The sequence below is a fragment of the Holdemania massiliensis genome (assembly GCF_022440805.1).
Lineage (GTDB): Bacteria > Bacillota_I > Bacilli_A > Erysipelotrichales > Erysipelotrichaceae > Holdemania > Holdemania massiliensis_A.
The window spans coordinates 3972974-3988572 of record NZ_JAKNTK010000001.1; the positions used below are offsets into that span (position 1 = coordinate 3972974).

Consider the following 15599-nt stretch of genomic DNA (forward strand, 5'->3'; position numbering starts at 1 on the left):
GTTCATCGAATTCGCTTCATTTTCCAGCTTATTCATAACGCAGTGCGTCAATCGGATCCAGCTTGGCGGCTTTGTTAGCCGGATAGTAACCGAAGAACACGCCGATTGCCATACTGAAGCCGACCGCCAGCGAACAGGCCGCGGCTGAAGGCTTAGCCGGATATCCAAGCAGATTAGCCGCACCTGCTCCCATCGCTACGCCCAACAGGACGCCTAACAGACCTGCGATCATGCAGATAATCATCGCTTCAATAATAAACTGAACGCGAATCGCCAGATTCGGCGCGCCCAGCGCCTTGCGGGTACCGATCTCACGCGTCCGTTCCGTGATGCTGACAAGCATGATGTTCATCACGCCGATCCCGCCGACCAACAGGCTGATCGCCGCAATGCCGGCAATCGCCACCTTCACTGTATCGAGCATCTCCGTCATTGTTTCCAGCATTTCCTTCATGCTGGATGCAGAAATGGTGTAGGTCTCATTGTGGGTGTAAAAGCTGGTGAAAAAAGCTTCGGTATCGCTCAGCAGTGTATCGACATCTTCACCAGCCGCCCCCACAACCGTGATCGACTGGTAGCCCTGGTTCGCTTGGGTGATCTTCTTACCCACAGCGGCAGGCACATACATCGAAGTCGTCAGATTGTCGCTGTCTGAAAGCGCCGTCATCATGCTGCTGGAAGTGTCGTAATGATAAATTCCTACAACGTAAAAGATCTGAACCTGGTTATTCAAACTGACTTCCAGCTTTTCCCCCATCGCTTTTTCCACTGATCCGTACAGCTTTTCAGCCAGATAATCAGAAATGACGGCCGAACGCTTGGTGTCAGCATTGTCTTTATCGTTAATAAATCGTCCGGTGATCATGTCCAGATCTTCGACCATCAACGCATCGGGATTGACTCCGGTGACATTGACGCTGCCGGACACTTCTGCCTGCGTGATCGTTCCGCTGCCGACACTTTCCGTGCAGGAAACAGCGGTGATGCGTCCGTCAAAGAGGGACCGATATTCCGCGATCATGGCTTCCGAGATCAGATCCTTTTCATCGGGATTACTGGGGCCGAACATGAACGTCCGGCCGCCGCCGCTGAAGTTGGAAGAGGAACTGCTGCTTTTTTTCTGCAGGGAAACCGTGATGTTGCTGGCCCCCATGCCGGCCATGCTGTCGGTGATGGATCCGGTCAGTGAGTCGCCGACCGTCATGATCGCGATTACGGAACTGATGCCGATGATAATTCCCAGCATCGTTAACAGCGAACGCATTTTATTGGCTTTTAAGCTGGAAAGCGCCATCAGAATATTGTCAAGCACGCCCATGAACGCCTGCTCCTTTCCGAACGCTGATGATCTGACCATCACGCAGGGTGATCACCCGCTGGGTTTCCTCGGCCAGTTCCGGATTATGCGTAATCAGCACAATCGTTTTCCGCTGTTCTTCATGCAGCTTATGAAACAGATCCATCACGATCCGGCTGGTCGCCGTATCCAAGGCGCCGGTCGGTTCATCCGCCAGAATCAAGGAAGGATCATTGGCCATGGCCCGGGCGATCGCAACCCGCTGCTTTTGACCGCCGGACAGTTCATTGGGCTGATGTTTCTTCCGCTCGCCCATGCCCACCAGCTCCAGCAGCCGGCCAGCCCGCTCAGTCCGTTCCCGGGCGGCAACGCCGGCATAAAGCATCGGCAGCTCTACATTTTTAAGCGCGCTCATCCGTCCGATCAGGTTAAATGTCTGAAAAACAAAGCCGATCTGCTGATTGCGGATCCGCGCCAGCTCCTGATCCCCGGCCGTTTGAATATCGACGCCGTTAAGCCGATAATGTCCTTCGGTAGGACGGTCCAGTGCGCCCAAGATGTTCATCATCGTCGATTTGCCGCTGCCGCTCTCCCCTACGATAGCGACAAATTCACCGGGTTCAACCTGCAGATCAATCCCATGCAGGATCTCAAGTTCATTGGGCTTGCCTATATAGTAGCGCTTGATGATGCCCTGCATGGTGATGACCGGCAAATGCGGCGTACTCATCCATTGCCTCCCCGGCCGCCTGGCGCACCGCCGCCGTTTCCGCCCGGTCCGCCGCCGGAAGGCATCTCACCGGAAGGCATGGAGCCGCCCATGTCAAACTGAATTCCGGCATTGTTGGAAAAGTCCTGAGAATTGCTTTCCGTCATGTTGACCTGGGCCTGTTCTGGATCGGCACTGCTGCGCACTTCCATCCCTTCACTCAGTTGGGAAGAACTGATTTCAATATAGTAATCATTTTCCTCGCCGGTCGTGACGCTTACTTCCTTAAAAACCGCCTCTGCGCCGGAACCTGACTCCTTGACGAAGACAACCGCTTCGCCCTGATCATTGGTCCCTACCGCGTCAATCGGAACGACAAAGACATTGTCTACCGTAGATTGGATGATCTCCACCGTTGCGTTAATTCCTACATATAAGCCGCTGTTGGGTGTCGTTACGGTCACTTCCGCTGAGAAGCCGGTGCTGTTCTGGGATGAAGCCACAGGGGAAATCTGCGTCAGCGTGCCTTCAATTTCACCCTCGGTCGCATCCGTTGTGATTTTCGCACGCATTCCCAGTTCAACATTCTGAATTTCATACTCTGGAATGGTCACTGAAATTTTCAGCGCTTCGGTATCCTGAATCGTTGCAATCGTCGTGTTGTTGCCGGCCATGGAACCGACGGTCACATTGATTGCCGTCACCTTTCCGGCTGTTTCCGCGGTCAACGTACAATTCGCTCTTTTTTCATATAAATCATCCAAGGCATCACTGGTGGACGCTTTTTCCAGCGCTTCCTTGGCATCCGTGACTTTTGTTTCCCAAGTATCCCGTTGGTTTCTGGCTGTGTTCCAGGCATTCACCGCATTGTTGTAAGCGGTCTGCGCAGAAGTATAAGCCGCGGCCAAGGCATCATAATTCATTGCGGACTGCGCTGTTTTTAAATCCTGCTGGGCACTGTCAACCTTGGATTTGGCTTCATTAGAAGCTTGTTTGGCATTCTGATAGTTCGTTCCGGCGGTGCATGCCGTATCCTCCAAGCCTGAACACTCTCCCGAATTGATCGCTGCATTCCATTGAGAAAGAGCCTCATTCTCAGCTTCCATTAAACTTTGATACGCAGCCTGTGCCTGATCAACATTAGCCTGGAAGGCATCTACAGAACTGCGCGCTGATTCATAAGCGGACTTCGCACTGTTCATTGCGGTTTCTTTTTCCGCCATGGTATTCCAGGCGCTGTCGGCATCACTCTGCGCCCATGTCAGATTCTCCTCAGCGCTGGCTAAGGTTTCTTTGGCCTGATCGACCGAATCCTGAAGACTTTCCAGTGTCTTTTCAATATTCTTGTCGATTTCCTCAGTGTCGAGCACACAGATGATATCCCCGGCTTCCACCCAATCCCCGACTTGGACGGGAATCGATTTAACGGACAGCGACTGATTGGTCGTCACGTTGGACACCGCCGCACTTTCCACCGTTCCGGTCAAACTGATTGAATTGTTGAGGGTCGTTTTCTTCAATACGGTTGTCCGCACAAACGAAGCCTGGGTGTTATTCCGCCGAGTTGTTCCCCGACGGGTAAAATAAAAGCTCCCCGCTCCCAACAGACAAACGCAGATCATGGTGATCCACGTTTTCTTTTTGTTCCAATGCAGGGATTTCCGCAATCCTTGGAATTTCATTTCATCACGCTCACTTTCCACTCTTTGATAAGCACCGCTATTCTCCCATGGCAATGTGAATTGTTTTTGAATTGTTCATGACAGTAAACTGAATTTTAAGCGAAGTTTCAGCGAAGTCTGCGCGTGCTCCGGTTTTCCCTCTTGAATTCTGACAAATTGCGTAATTTTTCACCTGCTCACTTTCTTTCAATATCGAATAGGTGTAAACTTAGCTTATCTGAACTACCGCTTCCTATGATCCCAGATACCGCGAAAGGAGATGTTCTATGAAAACCTCCGCGTCCCTTGTTGACTCCTGCATAAATCGTTTTATCCGGGCCTTGTTTGTCGATAATGACTGGGACACTCTGCAGTCACTCTTTGATGAGAATATTCGTTGGCATTCGGCCGAGGCAGGAATCGTTTTTACGAACAAAGAAGCCATTCATGAACATATTCAGCAGCAGCTGCGCCGACATCCAGAATTGTTAATCCAGACGACGGTGCCGGTCTGTTCCCAGCTGAATGATCGATATCAATTCATTACAGTGAAAGCCCTGATGCAGGGCGAAAACTGGTATACCTTGTACCTGTCTTTGATTCAGGATTGCAGCAGCGGTCTTTTCTGCTTTGTTCAGGCAGCCCCGGCACAGAGCAGCTCGAATTCACTGCAGCATCAGGAACTGACCCTGACATTCCTGCCGGATCAGATGCCGGGCGGGATTTTCCATTGTTTGTTTGACGAACCTTTAACGCTTCTGCAGACAAGCGACAGCTTCCTTCAATTGACCGGTTATACAAGAGAAGAAATCAGCACGGAGCTGAACAACAGCTTCCGCGCCTTAATCGATCCGCGGGATTATGAAAATACGCTGAAAGAAGTGCGGGAACAGCTCAGTCACGGCTGTGATAAAGAGCTGCAGTTCCGGCTGCTGCGCAAAGATAAAAAACCGATCTGGGTGCTGGACAAAGGCCGGTATTTACAGGACGAATGGGGCCGTCAGTATTTCTGCTGCATCCTGGTCGATATTACGGAGACCAAAAAGATCCAGGAAGAACTGCGGCTGAGTCTGGAACGTTATGAAATCATCATGAAGCAGACCCGAGATATCATTTTTGAATGGAATCTGGCAACCGATCAGCTGTTGTTTTCGGATAACTGGCAGCATCGTCTAGGTTATGCGCCGCCGGCCACAACGGCGATGATATTGAACAAATCAAAGCTGCATCTGTCCGATGAGCATCGCAATCTGTTTGTCAGCCTTCGCGATCAAATTCTTCAAGGCCAGCCGGTTCTTGAAGGTGAAATGCAGCTGTTGGATTGGGAATACCAGCCGATTTGGTACCGCGTCCGGATTACAACGCAGTTTGACGCTCTCGGCCATCCCGTCAAAGCCATCGGCATTCTGACCGATATCGATGAAGAGAAATACAAATCTCAGCTGTTACTGGACAAAGCCCAAAAGGATGCGCTGACCCAGTATTATAATAAGGAAACCGTCCAGCGGCTGATCGAGGACTGGCTGGCTCAATACCCCAAGGCTTTCAATGCTTTGATGATTATCGATATCGATGATTTTAAGCATGTCAATGATACGCTGGGGCATTTGTTCGGTGATGCTTTCTTAATTGAAGTGACTTCCCGAATCCATCAGCTGTTCCGCAGCGAAGATATTTTAGGCCGGATCGGCGGCGATGAATTCCTCATCTTTCTGAAAAACATTCCCAACCCTTCTCTGGCAGAGCGAAAAGCCCAGGAAATTCTTGAGGCCTTCCGCACTTTTGAGATCCGCAATCAGAAGATCGCCAATGTTTCCTGCAGCATCGGCATTGCCCTGACGACGGACTCCCGACTCAGCTACCATCAGTTATTTCAGCGGGCGGATCAGGCTCTGTATTCGATTAAGAATCAAGGCAAGAACCGCTATGCCTTTTACAGTGAGCTTTTACGCTCAGAAACCTTCCCGCTGCGCGACGGCATGACCGCAGTCAACACCCGCATCGATTCCGACACCAATCAGAAAAATGCTTATGCGCAAGTCAGCGATTATGTATTCAGTACGTTATACAACACCCAGAATCTTGAGGAATGCATCGAACATATTCTGGAAGTTGTCGGTCTGCATTTCAACGTCAGCCGTGTTTACATCTTTGAAAACAGTGAAGACGACCGTTTCTGCAGCAATACCTTCGAATGGTGCAATGCCGGGATTCTTCCGGAAAAAGACGCGCTGCAGCGGGTTTCCTATGAAGAGGATCTCAATGGCAATTATCTGGACAATTTTGATGAGAACGGAATCTTTTATTGTCCGGACATCATGACGTTGGATCCAAAACACATTGAAATCCTTGAACCGCAGCACATCAAATCCTTGCTTCAATGTGCGATCCAGGATCAGGGTGTAATTAAAGGCTATATCGGGTTCGATGAATGTCAGGAAAAACGGCTTTGGGATCAGGATCAGATTGACGTGCTGACGCATGTCGCGGAAATTCTCAGTGTTTTCCTGCTCAAACGCCGGGCTGAAAAACGCATCGAATCACTGCAGGCTCAGCTTAGCCAGTCTGAAAGCACCCGATGTTAATGCCCTTGCTTAGTCCCCGCTTAAAAACAGGATCAGATTTCCGGAAGTTTTTCACTTCAGGCTCTGATCCTGTTTTATTGTAAGCCATTGGAGCTCCCTAAAATTAAGACAGCTTTCCTCATCGGGAAAGCGGGGAAGCTTCCCGATTGGACTCGATCAGCAGCCGGCGCTGAACGTCCAGAGGCAAACTCCGGTACAGTCCCATTTCAAACGCATAATAGCCTAATAGATTCCCGTCCTTTTCAATATCCAGCTGGCCAGCCAGAAGGGTCTGCAGCTGTTGATACAACGCTTGTTCACCGCCGGTTTGAAGACGTCGAACCACCTCCGCCACCAGCTGCTGCATCTTTGTCAGATAGAGGCGGTATTCCGGATTATACTCAGCCATCAGCGTTCCCAGCGGACCGTTGAAAAACTGTACGAGCGGCAGCGTTACCTTTTCATAATTGAGCTTCCAATAAGCCTGTTCACGGTCATCCTCCGCCAAATGATGCAGGCAGTCCAAGATTCTCTGCGTATAGATCGGAAAGGTCGTTTCATCCAGCTTGAGTATCGCCTGGGTATCGCGGTATCGCTGCCGGGCATCTTTTTCAATCCATTCAGAATCCAAAGCATAGATGATCCGGGCCACATATTTCAGTGATCCTTTTAAATCCTGCTGCGCCTGTTCCGTCATTTTCCGCCACAGAAACAACCGGTATTCACTCTTCGAAACGTTGAGAAAAGAACTCCAGATAAAAATCGAGATCATGCGGGCATCCTGATCCGGACACAACAGATCCAAAGTTGACTGATCGGCTTCGCTGGGCGCGGTACTGCGGCCGATCTGTTCCTGCATGCTGCTCATGTTGTACTGCGGCGGCAGTTCCGTCAGCAACGCGGATAAGGAATGCACTAACCCCAGCTGCCGCAGCAGCTGATTGCGCAGCGCATTGAGCCGGCGATGCAGATAAAAATTGGTCATGCTGGGATAATCGAACAGCTCATGAACCTCACTGACCGGCATATCCCATTGTCTTAACAACGCGATGATCTGTAAGCTGCGGACATCGTCTTCACTGAACTCCAGGTAATGATTTTCATCACAGCGCTGCGGCGACACCAGACCTTCCTCAATATAAAAATAGATCGCTTTTTTCGTCAGTCCCGTTCGCTGGCAGACTTGTTGAATACGCATGCGGCTTCACCTCGATTTCCTCTTCATCCAAACCGTTCCCTAAGGGAATGGTTTTTTTAGCTCTTTTTCGTGAAAGCACTATCATTTCTCACATAGTCACCTTGTTTTCTTCATTATACACGAATTAAACGGACCAAAAAAGAGGGGATTGACCTTCCTGTCACAGGACATTGTATAATGAGCTTGCGAAAGCCTTAACAAAAAAGGAGTGGAAAGAAATGAAGAAACAAGCAAGCAAGTTCACAGCGCTGCTTCTGTGCGGAGTCCTGGCCTTGTCCTTGACCGCCTGCGGCACCAACGACAAGCCGGCGCCAACCCCGGACGCCAATGCGAAACCATCCTACACAGCCGGAACCTATACCGGAACTGCCAATGGCATGAAGGGTGAAATCAGCGTGGATGTCACCGTCAGCGCCGATGCGATCACCGATGTCACCGTTAAAAGCCATCAGGAGACCTATGGTATCGGCTACGGCCTGGAAACTTCTCCAGTAGAAGTTCTGCCAAAGCAGATCGTCGAAACGCAGTCACTGGGTGTGGACAACATCACCGGCGCGACAATTACCACTGCCGCAATCAAAAACGCAGTAGCCAGCGCGGTTACAGAAGCCGGCGGCGATGCTGAAGCCTTAAAGAATGTACCGGTGGAAAAGAATCCGGAAGATCTGACGCTGGACGCTGACGTTGTCATTGCCGGCGCTGGTGCTGCCGGTTTAGCCGCAGGCATTGAAGCGACTCGTGCCGGCGCAAAAGTCATCATTCTGGAAAAGCAGGGTGTGACTGGCGGCGCCACAACCCGCAGCGGCGGCAAGCTCTTGGCTGCAGGAACAGAATGGCAGAAAAAGCAGGGTTATGAAGATACTCCGAAAATGATGCTGGACTACATGAAAACCATGGACGGCGCTGCCGAACAGCTCAATGATGAAATGATCACCGCTTTCTGCAACGATTCTGTGGAAAACATGACGTGGCTGGAAGACATGGGCGTTATGATCTTTGACGTTGAAGCCATTCATCAGTCTTTAACTCCATGGCGTGTTCATAACACCACCAATGCGGCAGGCCACAGCGGCGGCGGCATGACCGACGGCTTCGGCGGCAACATCACCGTGCCGATGACAGAAGAATACCTCAAAAACAACGGCGAAATTTATTACAATACAACTGCAGAAACCATTCTGACCGATGCGGATGGAGCGATTGTCGGCTTAAGCGCAACCAAGGCCGATGGAAGCAAGCTGACAGTCAACGCTAAAAACGTTATCCTTGCGACCGGCGGTTATGCTCAGAACAAGGAAATGATGCAGCGTTATGCTGAATCCACAGAAGGCTTTGTAACATCCGTTCCGGCTGGCAACCTCGGCGACGGCTTAACGATGGGCAAGCAGGTCAACGCTCAGATCTTTGATGCTCCGGCGACTCAGACTGTTTACCTGGATTTCAATTCCGGCGTCGGTATCAATGAAGAAGCCGGCTTGATCGTCAATGCCGAAGGCAAGCGTGTCGCTAACGAATATACCTATCAGTATCATGTCGGCAATGCCCTCGCCAAGAGCGAAAGCAGCTATGGCTGGTATCTCGCCACAGCCAACGACACAACTCCAACTGTACAGTATGCTATGTCGTTAGAGAAGACGATCAAAGCCAATTCGATTGAAGAACTGGCTAAATTGATGGAAGTCGATGCCGCTGAACTGCAGGCAACGATCGACCGTTACAATGAATTATGCGCCAGCGGCAAGGATGAAGATTTCGGCAAGCCGGCAGAACACATGATGTCGGTTGAAGGCGAAACTTACTTCGCCCTGAAGCTGCGTCCAAGCGTAACAGTCACCTTCGGCGGTTTAGTCACCGATGTTCAGGCTCAGGTGCTGGATACAGAAAACAACCCGATTCCAGGTCTGTATGCGGCCGGTGAAGTCGCCTTCACCGGATTGTTCGGCGACGAATATCCATGCTGCGGCATGGCGATCGGCGGCGCTGTCTATTTCGGACGGATCGCAGGTCAGCAGGCAGCAGCCAACAAATAAGTTTTTCCCCTCGTTTCAAGCGGTTCGGCTTTCTGCCGGCCGCTTTCTTTTTGTCAGCTTACAGCCGCGCTTGCTTTTTCCTCGCTCAGCCTGCTATGCTTAAGCTAAAGAAAGAAGGAAACGTCATGAAAATTCAGGATGCCTGTCTGCCTTGTATCGTGTCGCAGGCAGTCCGCTGTGCCGAACAGATCTGTGAACCCAAACGCCCTGCTTTTTACCGTGCCGTCTTCGCAAAACTGGCAGTGATGGATTTTGATCAGCCCGCCCCGGCCGCAATTGGCGATCTTTATCGTTTCGTGAAGCAGGCAACCGGCACTGAAGATCCTTATGCCGGGCTGCGTCAGACAGTCAATGCCCGCTTACTCGCTGAGATTCCTGCTCTCGCCCAGAGGATTGATCAGGCTGCCGATCCATTTGCCGAGGCACTCTGGATTGACGCGCTGGCCAACGGGTTTGATTTCAATCCGATTCATCATCCCAATTTTGAACAAATGCTCAGTGATTTCCACGCTCCGCTGACCCTTGCTTTTACTGAGGACCAGACAGAAGCGCTGAGACAGGATTGTCTGCAGGCTAAAACCCTGCTGATGCTGGGCGACAATTTTGGTGAAGTTGTCGTCGACAAGCTGCTGCTTGAACAGATCCATCAGCTGAATCCCAAACTGAATCTGATCTATGCTGTCCGTGGTGCACCGGTGGTCAACGATGTAATCGAAGTGGATGCCAGGCAGGCTGGAATCGGACAATTCGCCCGGATTCTAAGCAATGGCGATGATGCCTTGGGAACATTGCTTTCACGTACCAGTGCGGAATTTCAGGCTGTCTATGACCAAGCGGATCTGCTTTTATGCAAAGGGCAGGCCAATTTTGAATGCTTAGTGGATGTTCCGGAAAAGAACCGCTACTTTATAATGAAAGTCAAATGCACCGTCCTCGCCGAACTGACGAAACAGCCTCATGGTTCTCTGGTCTGTCTTCATTATCCGGCCAAAGTCTAAGCTTTGAACAGTATTGATGATAAAACCCTTATAATTTCACCCAATTGCCTTGTGAAGAACAGTCACCTACAATAGGGTTAAAAAAGCGTAGGTTGTACTGGGCCGAAAATACGTATTCTACTAAATTGAATTTATAGGAGAAAAACTGTGATTATCAATCCAATGATGACCGTATTGGAACTATGAATCTATATCGTATGGGAATCTATCATCTTACGAATACTCAAGCACCGAATATTATAATTTCTTACGATTATCGGTAATCGCTCGTAGCGTACTGAAGATTGGTAAAACACTCCAAATTAAAAATAAGGTAATGATCACTTTTATCCTTACTTTACTGTCAATTTCCCACAAAAAACGCAAAAGGTGCAAGTAACGATTCATATAGCCCCTCATTTCGTGCAAATAAGTATCAAAATATACCTGTAGAATGGTGCAAGATAGGATATACTCGCTTTAACAGGGAAAAGGAACACTGAATTCTCTTGAGAAATTCTCCAATCATAATCAGTTTGAATATGCCATTAATGCCTCTAAAAACAACTTCGGCTACAATTTTGAACAAAAGCTGCTGACTGTTCCGTTCTATTTCTTCCCCTTTGTAGCAAAAGACCTCGCTGAAGGGAATATGACAACATTTTCTGATAAAAACCAATGATGTCTATTTAGCTTCAGATCTTTTACATCTATCAAGCATAGAAACACTATGCGAAGATTTCAGAGCTTATAGAAGGATTGTAGGGAATCACCAAATAGGAAATGTGTCACATCTTTGATATCTATGACAAAATGAGTTTACGAGAATCAATGAAATCATAAATTCATTCTCATAATAACGAGTGATTAAAGGAAATATCTGATAGCAAATTCCTATGCAAATTAGGCAAGTAGCATTAACTATAGAAAGATTGATAATTTACCCTATCGCTATTAATAAGGAAATCAGGATGTACAACTTACACTTAAAAGAATTATCAGCATACATTTAAAAAGACTCAATCCCAAGATCAAGTCTTTCAGAAACATTTGGATATCTGACCTGTTTACTTGACGGAGGTCACATCTTAATTAGCGGGCCTTCTTCTTTTCCAATCACAATCATCTTAATTCATCTAATAATTAATACAAGCTTGAAAATGGATGAACTTATCTGCATAGTTAAGTTCACTAACTATCTTTTACTGCGAGATAACCTGTCCCTTTTCTACTAAACCAAAGTCAATGAATTGAATTCTAAAATCATAGGCTTTCTTTTCTGTAACTGCAAGAATAACAGTGTTATTTAAATTGGATTCATTTAATACATTTAGATCGACTTTTACAGCTTTTTGACCCGCTTTGACTTTATCTCCTACTTTTAAATATGTAGAAAAACCTTTTCCATTGAGGGAGACAGTATTAATACCTATATGAACTAAATATCCATTGCCATCATTCCCTTCAATTCCAAAAGCATGACCCGTTGGAAACATAACTTTTACTACTCCATTTATAGGGCAAACAATGTCTCCATTTGCGGGAAAAAAACCAACCGTTTGTCCCATCATTTCTTCTGCAAATACATCATCTGGTATTTCACATGGAGGTACCATTTTTCCTTTCACAGGAGAAACAAGTTCTTCATCACCTCTTGGAACGATGTCTTCTTTTTTTAAAAATATATCCAATAGTCCCATATTCCTATCCTTTCTAACGAAAATTTAACTTTATTTTACAAGTTTCTGTGCAATTTCTTCTATTAATTCTACTGAAGGATTTTTTCTATTTATAAGTGACACTTCCATTATTAATTGATATAAATTGACTCCATACTTATCAGCAGTCAATTTGAACAATTGAGTAAAGCCTGAATGTGCACCTGAATAACCTAAAACTAAATCAAATGGTTTAATTGGTGCATGATAATTATATTTTTCAGCAATCGGCATTACATTTTTATCTACAAAAGCTAATAACTCTAAAAAATTAACTTCTTTTAACTTATGATTACGTTGAAACAATGAAGTAATAACCTCAGTTGCACAATTACCAGCACTTCTAGCCATTCCAAGTAATCCACAGTCAATTACATCTGCACCATTTTCAGCAGCTACAAGTCCATTAGCTGCGGATAAACCTAAATTATTATGTCCATGGAAACCTATTGGAATAGAAACTTTACTTTTCATAACAGTAACATACGATTTTACATCTTCTGGAGACATTGTTCCTGCAGAGTCCATGATTGTTATTTCATCCAACCCCCATTTCTCAAGCTGCACAGCTTCTTCAGCTAATTCTTCTGGCGTTAACACATAGGCTTTCATTAAAGAGTAACGACAAACTAAACCTGCTGCTTTAACTCTTTTTATTCCTTCATAAGCAGATTCAGCATCTCCAGCATTAGCACCAACTCTTAAGAAATTTAAATGATACTTCTTTGCTAGAGAAATGTTCTCATCAGTAGCGTTTTTAGCTAAACAAAACATGCCAATTTCAGCTTTATTAACATAGGGCTGAATAGCTTCTAAATATTCAATATCTGTTGGTGTATTAGGAATATTTTGTTTTTGAAATGAACCTATACCTGTACAATTCCCCATTTCAATTGTTGTAATATTACTTCTAATTAAACCTTCAATAATTGTCTTTGTATCTTCAACTGTGAACCCTTTTCCAGGAATATTTCCACCATCACGTAATGTGCAATCTAGTAATTTCATTTTATTTTACCTCCACAAAAAAATCATCTAAATTTTTTACAACTTCCTTTCCCATTCTAATAAGTGCTTCCTCACTACAAGCACCAATATGAGGAGTACCTATAAAATTATCCAATTTATATAAATTCGTATTTTCACTTGTTGGGGGCTCTATAACAAAGGCATCGCATGCAGCTGAAAATATTTTTTTGTTTTTCAAAGCTTCATATAAAGCATTCTCGTTGACCACACCCCCTCGGGCGGCATTAACTAAAATAGCATTCTTTTTCATCAAATCGAATTGTCTGTCGCTAATCAAATCTTGAGTGCTTGGATTTAGCGGTACACTCACATTGATTACATCACTTATCGAGACAACCTCATCAGCTGTTTCAAACTTTTCACATTCACAAACTTCCATTTGTTCTCTACTTACAAATGGATCATAAGCAACAAGTTTCATATTAAATCCATTTTTACAAATTCGTGCAACAATTCTAGCAATATTGCCAAACCCAATTAAACCTAATGTCTTATTTGAAATTTCAATCCCTGTCATTGATTGAGGTGCAATCGAATCAAATTCTCCCTTTATTGATTTTTCATGAGCCTTAGAAATATTTCTACAGCTATCTAAAATAAGCCCGATGATCAATTCAGCTACTGAGTTTGCATTTGCATTAGGAGTATTAATAGCTTTTATTCCTCTATTCTTCGCTTCCTGCAAATCAATTGTATCCATACCAACGCCATGTTTAGCAATTATCTTTAAATTAGTACATTTATCCAGTACTTCCCGGTCAACTTTAAATGTTCTAACAATAATAGCTTCAATTTCTTCTGGATTATCAAAATTATTGACTACTTTATACTTTCTTATTAATTCATCATAAGCATCTTGATGAATATTTTCATTTAAAAAAACTGTATGCATTAATAATTCCTCCAAAAATAGATCCGAAATACGGATCTATAAATTATTTTTCTAAAATTGATTCCCCATTTGTTGCAATTACATTTTTATACCAGTAAAAGCTATCTTTTTTGTAACGATTTAAGTTACCACCCTTTTCATCACGATCAACATATACTAAACCATATCTCTTTCTGAACCCTTCAGAAGTACTCACTACATCCATAAAAGTCCATACGTGATACCCAATCACCGGAATACCATCTAAAATTGCTTCATGAATTTGTTCAATATGTTCTTTTAAATATTCGATACGATAATCATCATGGATCTGTAAGTTACTTTCTAATGTATCTGGCGCGCCAAAACCATTTTCGCAAATCATTAATGGCATATGACATAATTCATATACATTTCTGAAAGCAATATGCAATCCAATAGGATCAATTCTCCATTTATTTAGTGAGCTTTCTTTCACATAGGTATTAGCAGTACATTTGCATAAACCAGGCAGCATTCGGCTTCTTGCATCCACTCTAAATTTTTCTACTTCTTCAATCGGTACATCCTTTGGACAAGCAACGGCAGCGTTAGAACGATAATAATTGAACGCATAGAAATCACAAATACCATTTTTTAAGATTGCTTTATCTTCATCAGTTATTTCTGGCAGCCAATTGTTTTCAGTTAGCCATCTTAAATAATAGCCGGGATATTCTCCTCGACAATGAATTTCAATCATATAGTGGAAATACAAGTCATTCACATTCCTTGCAGCTAAAACATCTTCTGGTTTTCCTGTTAATGGATAATGCGGCGCATAAGCCATTACGGGAGCAATTTTTGCTTCAGGGTCAATTCTATGACAAGAAGCAATTGCTTTTGCACAAGCAACAAACATATGATGATTACATCTATGTCTAATTTGTTCTCTTTTCAAAATATTTGTTTCTTTAATTCCTAAATATCCATCACGACGAATCATAGCATTTTGTTCATTATTAACTAACCAATAGCGGACTCTTCCTTTAAAGTGTTCAAATAAGTATGAAGCGTATCGGTCGAAGTCATTAATTGATTGTCTGTCGCTCCAGCCACCATACTTTTCTTGAAGACCATTTGGAAAGTCAAAATGATATAAAGTAACAATAGGTTCAATGCCATATTCATTTAATTTATTAATTAAGTTGTCATAGAATAGAACACCAGCTTCATTGGCATTTTCATCATCACCATTAGGGAAAATACGTGTCCATGCAATAGAGAAACGATAAGATTTTAGTCCGCATTCCTTCATCAACTCAACATCTTCTTCCCACCTGTGATAGTGGTCACTAGCAACTTTGCTATCCGCAATCTTATCGCCAACATTTGCCAATGCCTTTGTTGGTTCTTCTGCAGGATTAATATTTAAACTTCTAATATCAGCTAATGATAAGCCTTTGCCATCTTCGTTATATGCCCCTTCTACTTGAAAAGCAGAAGTAGCACACCCCCATAAAAAATCTTTATTAAACATATATAAACCTTTGATCACCTTTCTAA

General features: G+C 45.1%; 11 protein-coding genes. 3 read left to right on the plus strand and 8 right to left on the minus strand.

Features of this window, described 5'->3' with window-relative positions:
- Positions 1–28: 28 nt before the first annotated feature.
- The 3 genes from MCG46_RS18515 to MCG46_RS18525 are packed head-to-tail and all read right to left on the minus strand — an operon-like array spanning position 29 to position 3688.
- On the minus strand, positions 29–1318 hold the full coding sequence (locus MCG46_RS18515; protein WP_240281290.1) for an ABC transporter permease: 1290 nt from the start codon (positions 1316–1318) through the stop codon (positions 29–31).
- Positions 1305–2027 carry an ABC transporter ATP-binding protein gene (locus tag MCG46_RS18520; protein WP_240281291.1) on the minus strand — a complete coding sequence of 241 codons (723 nt, stop codon included), beginning with the start codon at positions 2025–2027 and terminating at the stop codon, positions 1305–1307. The genes MCG46_RS18515 and MCG46_RS18520 overlap by 14 nt, the downstream gene beginning before the upstream one ends.
- Positions 2024–3688, minus strand: a complete 1665-nt coding sequence (locus tag MCG46_RS18525; protein WP_240281292.1) for an HlyD family efflux transporter periplasmic adaptor subunit — start codon at positions 3686–3688, stop codon at positions 2024–2026. The genes MCG46_RS18520 and MCG46_RS18525 overlap by 4 nt, the downstream gene beginning before the upstream one ends.
- Before the next feature lie 266 nt (positions 3689–3954).
- Here MCG46_RS18525 and MCG46_RS18530 point away from each other — a divergent pair, with 266 nt between their 5' ends.
- A complete protein-coding gene (locus MCG46_RS18530; protein ID WP_240281293.1) occupies positions 3955–6252 on the plus strand; it encodes a diguanylate cyclase domain-containing protein in 2298 nt (765 codons plus the stop codon).
- A 118-nt stretch (positions 6253–6370) separates the two neighbouring features.
- On the opposite strand, the gene MCG46_RS18535 is transcribed toward MCG46_RS18530, so the two are convergent.
- Positions 6371–7429, minus strand: coding sequence for a MerR family transcriptional regulator (locus tag MCG46_RS18535; protein ID WP_240281294.1), 1059 nt, complete (start codon positions 7427–7429; stop codon positions 6371–6373).
- Between the two features lie 218 nt (positions 7430–7647).
- Between MCG46_RS18535 and MCG46_RS18540 the strand changes: the two genes are divergently transcribed.
- Together MCG46_RS18540 and MCG46_RS18545 are read left to right on the plus strand one after the other, a co-directional pair.
- Positions 7648–9459 (plus strand): FAD-dependent oxidoreductase, encoded by a 1812-nt coding sequence (locus tag MCG46_RS18540; protein WP_240281295.1) that lies wholly within the window; start codon positions 7648–7650, stop codon positions 9457–9459.
- 125 nt (positions 9460–9584) lie between these two features.
- The gene (locus MCG46_RS18545; RefSeq protein WP_240281296.1) at positions 9585–10457 is read left to right on the plus strand and encodes a damage-control phosphatase ARMT1 family protein; all 873 of its coding nucleotides are present in this window, start codon (positions 9585–9587) and stop codon (positions 10455–10457) included.
- Between the two features lie 1181 nt (positions 10458–11638).
- On the opposite strand, the gene MCG46_RS18550 is transcribed toward MCG46_RS18545, so the two are convergent.
- Genes MCG46_RS18550 through MCG46_RS18565 form a run of 4 tightly spaced genes read right to left on the minus strand, consistent with a single transcriptional unit; the run spans position 11639 to position 15573 of the window.
- Positions 11639–12136: a PTS sugar transporter subunit IIA gene (locus tag MCG46_RS18550; RefSeq protein ID WP_240281297.1), complete on the minus strand. Its 498-nt coding sequence runs from the start codon at positions 12134–12136 to the stop codon at positions 11639–11641.
- A gap of 30 nt (positions 12137–12166) precedes the next feature.
- Positions 12167–13162, minus strand: coding sequence for a hypothetical protein (locus tag MCG46_RS18555; protein ID WP_240281298.1), 996 nt, complete (start codon positions 13160–13162; stop codon positions 12167–12169).
- Between the two features lies 1 nt (position 13163).
- Positions 13164–14075, minus strand: a complete 912-nt coding sequence (locus MCG46_RS18560) for a hydroxyacid dehydrogenase (protein WP_240281299.1) — start codon at positions 14073–14075, stop codon at positions 13164–13166.
- Between the two features lie 43 nt (positions 14076–14118).
- A complete protein-coding gene (locus MCG46_RS18565) occupies positions 14119–15573 on the minus strand; it encodes a glycoside hydrolase family 1 protein (RefSeq protein WP_240281300.1) in 1455 nt (484 codons plus the stop codon).
- Positions 15574–15599: the final 26 nt, after the last annotated feature.

What these genes read in the sequence shown, in the direction of transcription:
- MCG46_RS18515 (WP_240281290.1), bottom strand. Translation starts at nt 1,318, where the DNA reads ATGGGCGTGCTTGACAATATTCTGATGGCGCTTTCCAGCTTAAAAGCC.
- MCG46_RS18520 (WP_240281291.1), bottom strand. Translation starts at nt 2,027, where the DNA reads ATGAGTACGCCGCATTTGCCGGTCATCACCATGCAGGGCATCATCAAG.
- MCG46_RS18525 (WP_240281292.1), bottom strand. Translation starts at nt 3,688, where the DNA reads ATGAAATTCCAAGGATTGCGGAAATCCCTGCATTGGAACAAAAAGAAA.
- MCG46_RS18530 (WP_240281293.1), top strand. Translation starts at nt 3,955, where the DNA reads ATGAAAACCTCCGCGTCCCTTGTTGACTCCTGCATAAATCGTTTTATC.
- MCG46_RS18535 (WP_240281294.1), bottom strand. Translation starts at nt 7,429, where the DNA reads ATGCGTATTCAACAAGTCTGCCAGCGAACGGGACTGACGAAAAAAGCG.
- MCG46_RS18540 (WP_240281295.1), top strand. Translation starts at nt 7,648, where the DNA reads ATGAAGAAACAAGCAAGCAAGTTCACAGCGCTGCTTCTGTGCGGAGTC.
- MCG46_RS18545 (WP_240281296.1), top strand. Translation starts at nt 9,585, where the DNA reads ATGAAAATTCAGGATGCCTGTCTGCCTTGTATCGTGTCGCAGGCAGTC.
- MCG46_RS18550 (WP_240281297.1), bottom strand. Translation starts at nt 12,136, where the DNA reads ATGGGACTATTGGATATATTTTTAAAAAAAGAAGACATCGTTCCAAGA.
- MCG46_RS18555 (WP_240281298.1), bottom strand. Translation starts at nt 13,162, where the DNA reads ATGAAATTACTAGATTGCACATTACGTGATGGTGGAAATATTCCTGGA.
- MCG46_RS18560 (WP_240281299.1), bottom strand. Translation starts at nt 14,075, where the DNA reads ATGCATACAGTTTTTTTAAATGAAAATATTCATCAAGATGCTTATGAT.
- MCG46_RS18565 (WP_240281300.1), bottom strand. Translation starts at nt 15,573, where the DNA reads ATGTTTAATAAAGATTTTTTATGGGGGTGTGCTACTTCTGCTTTTCAA.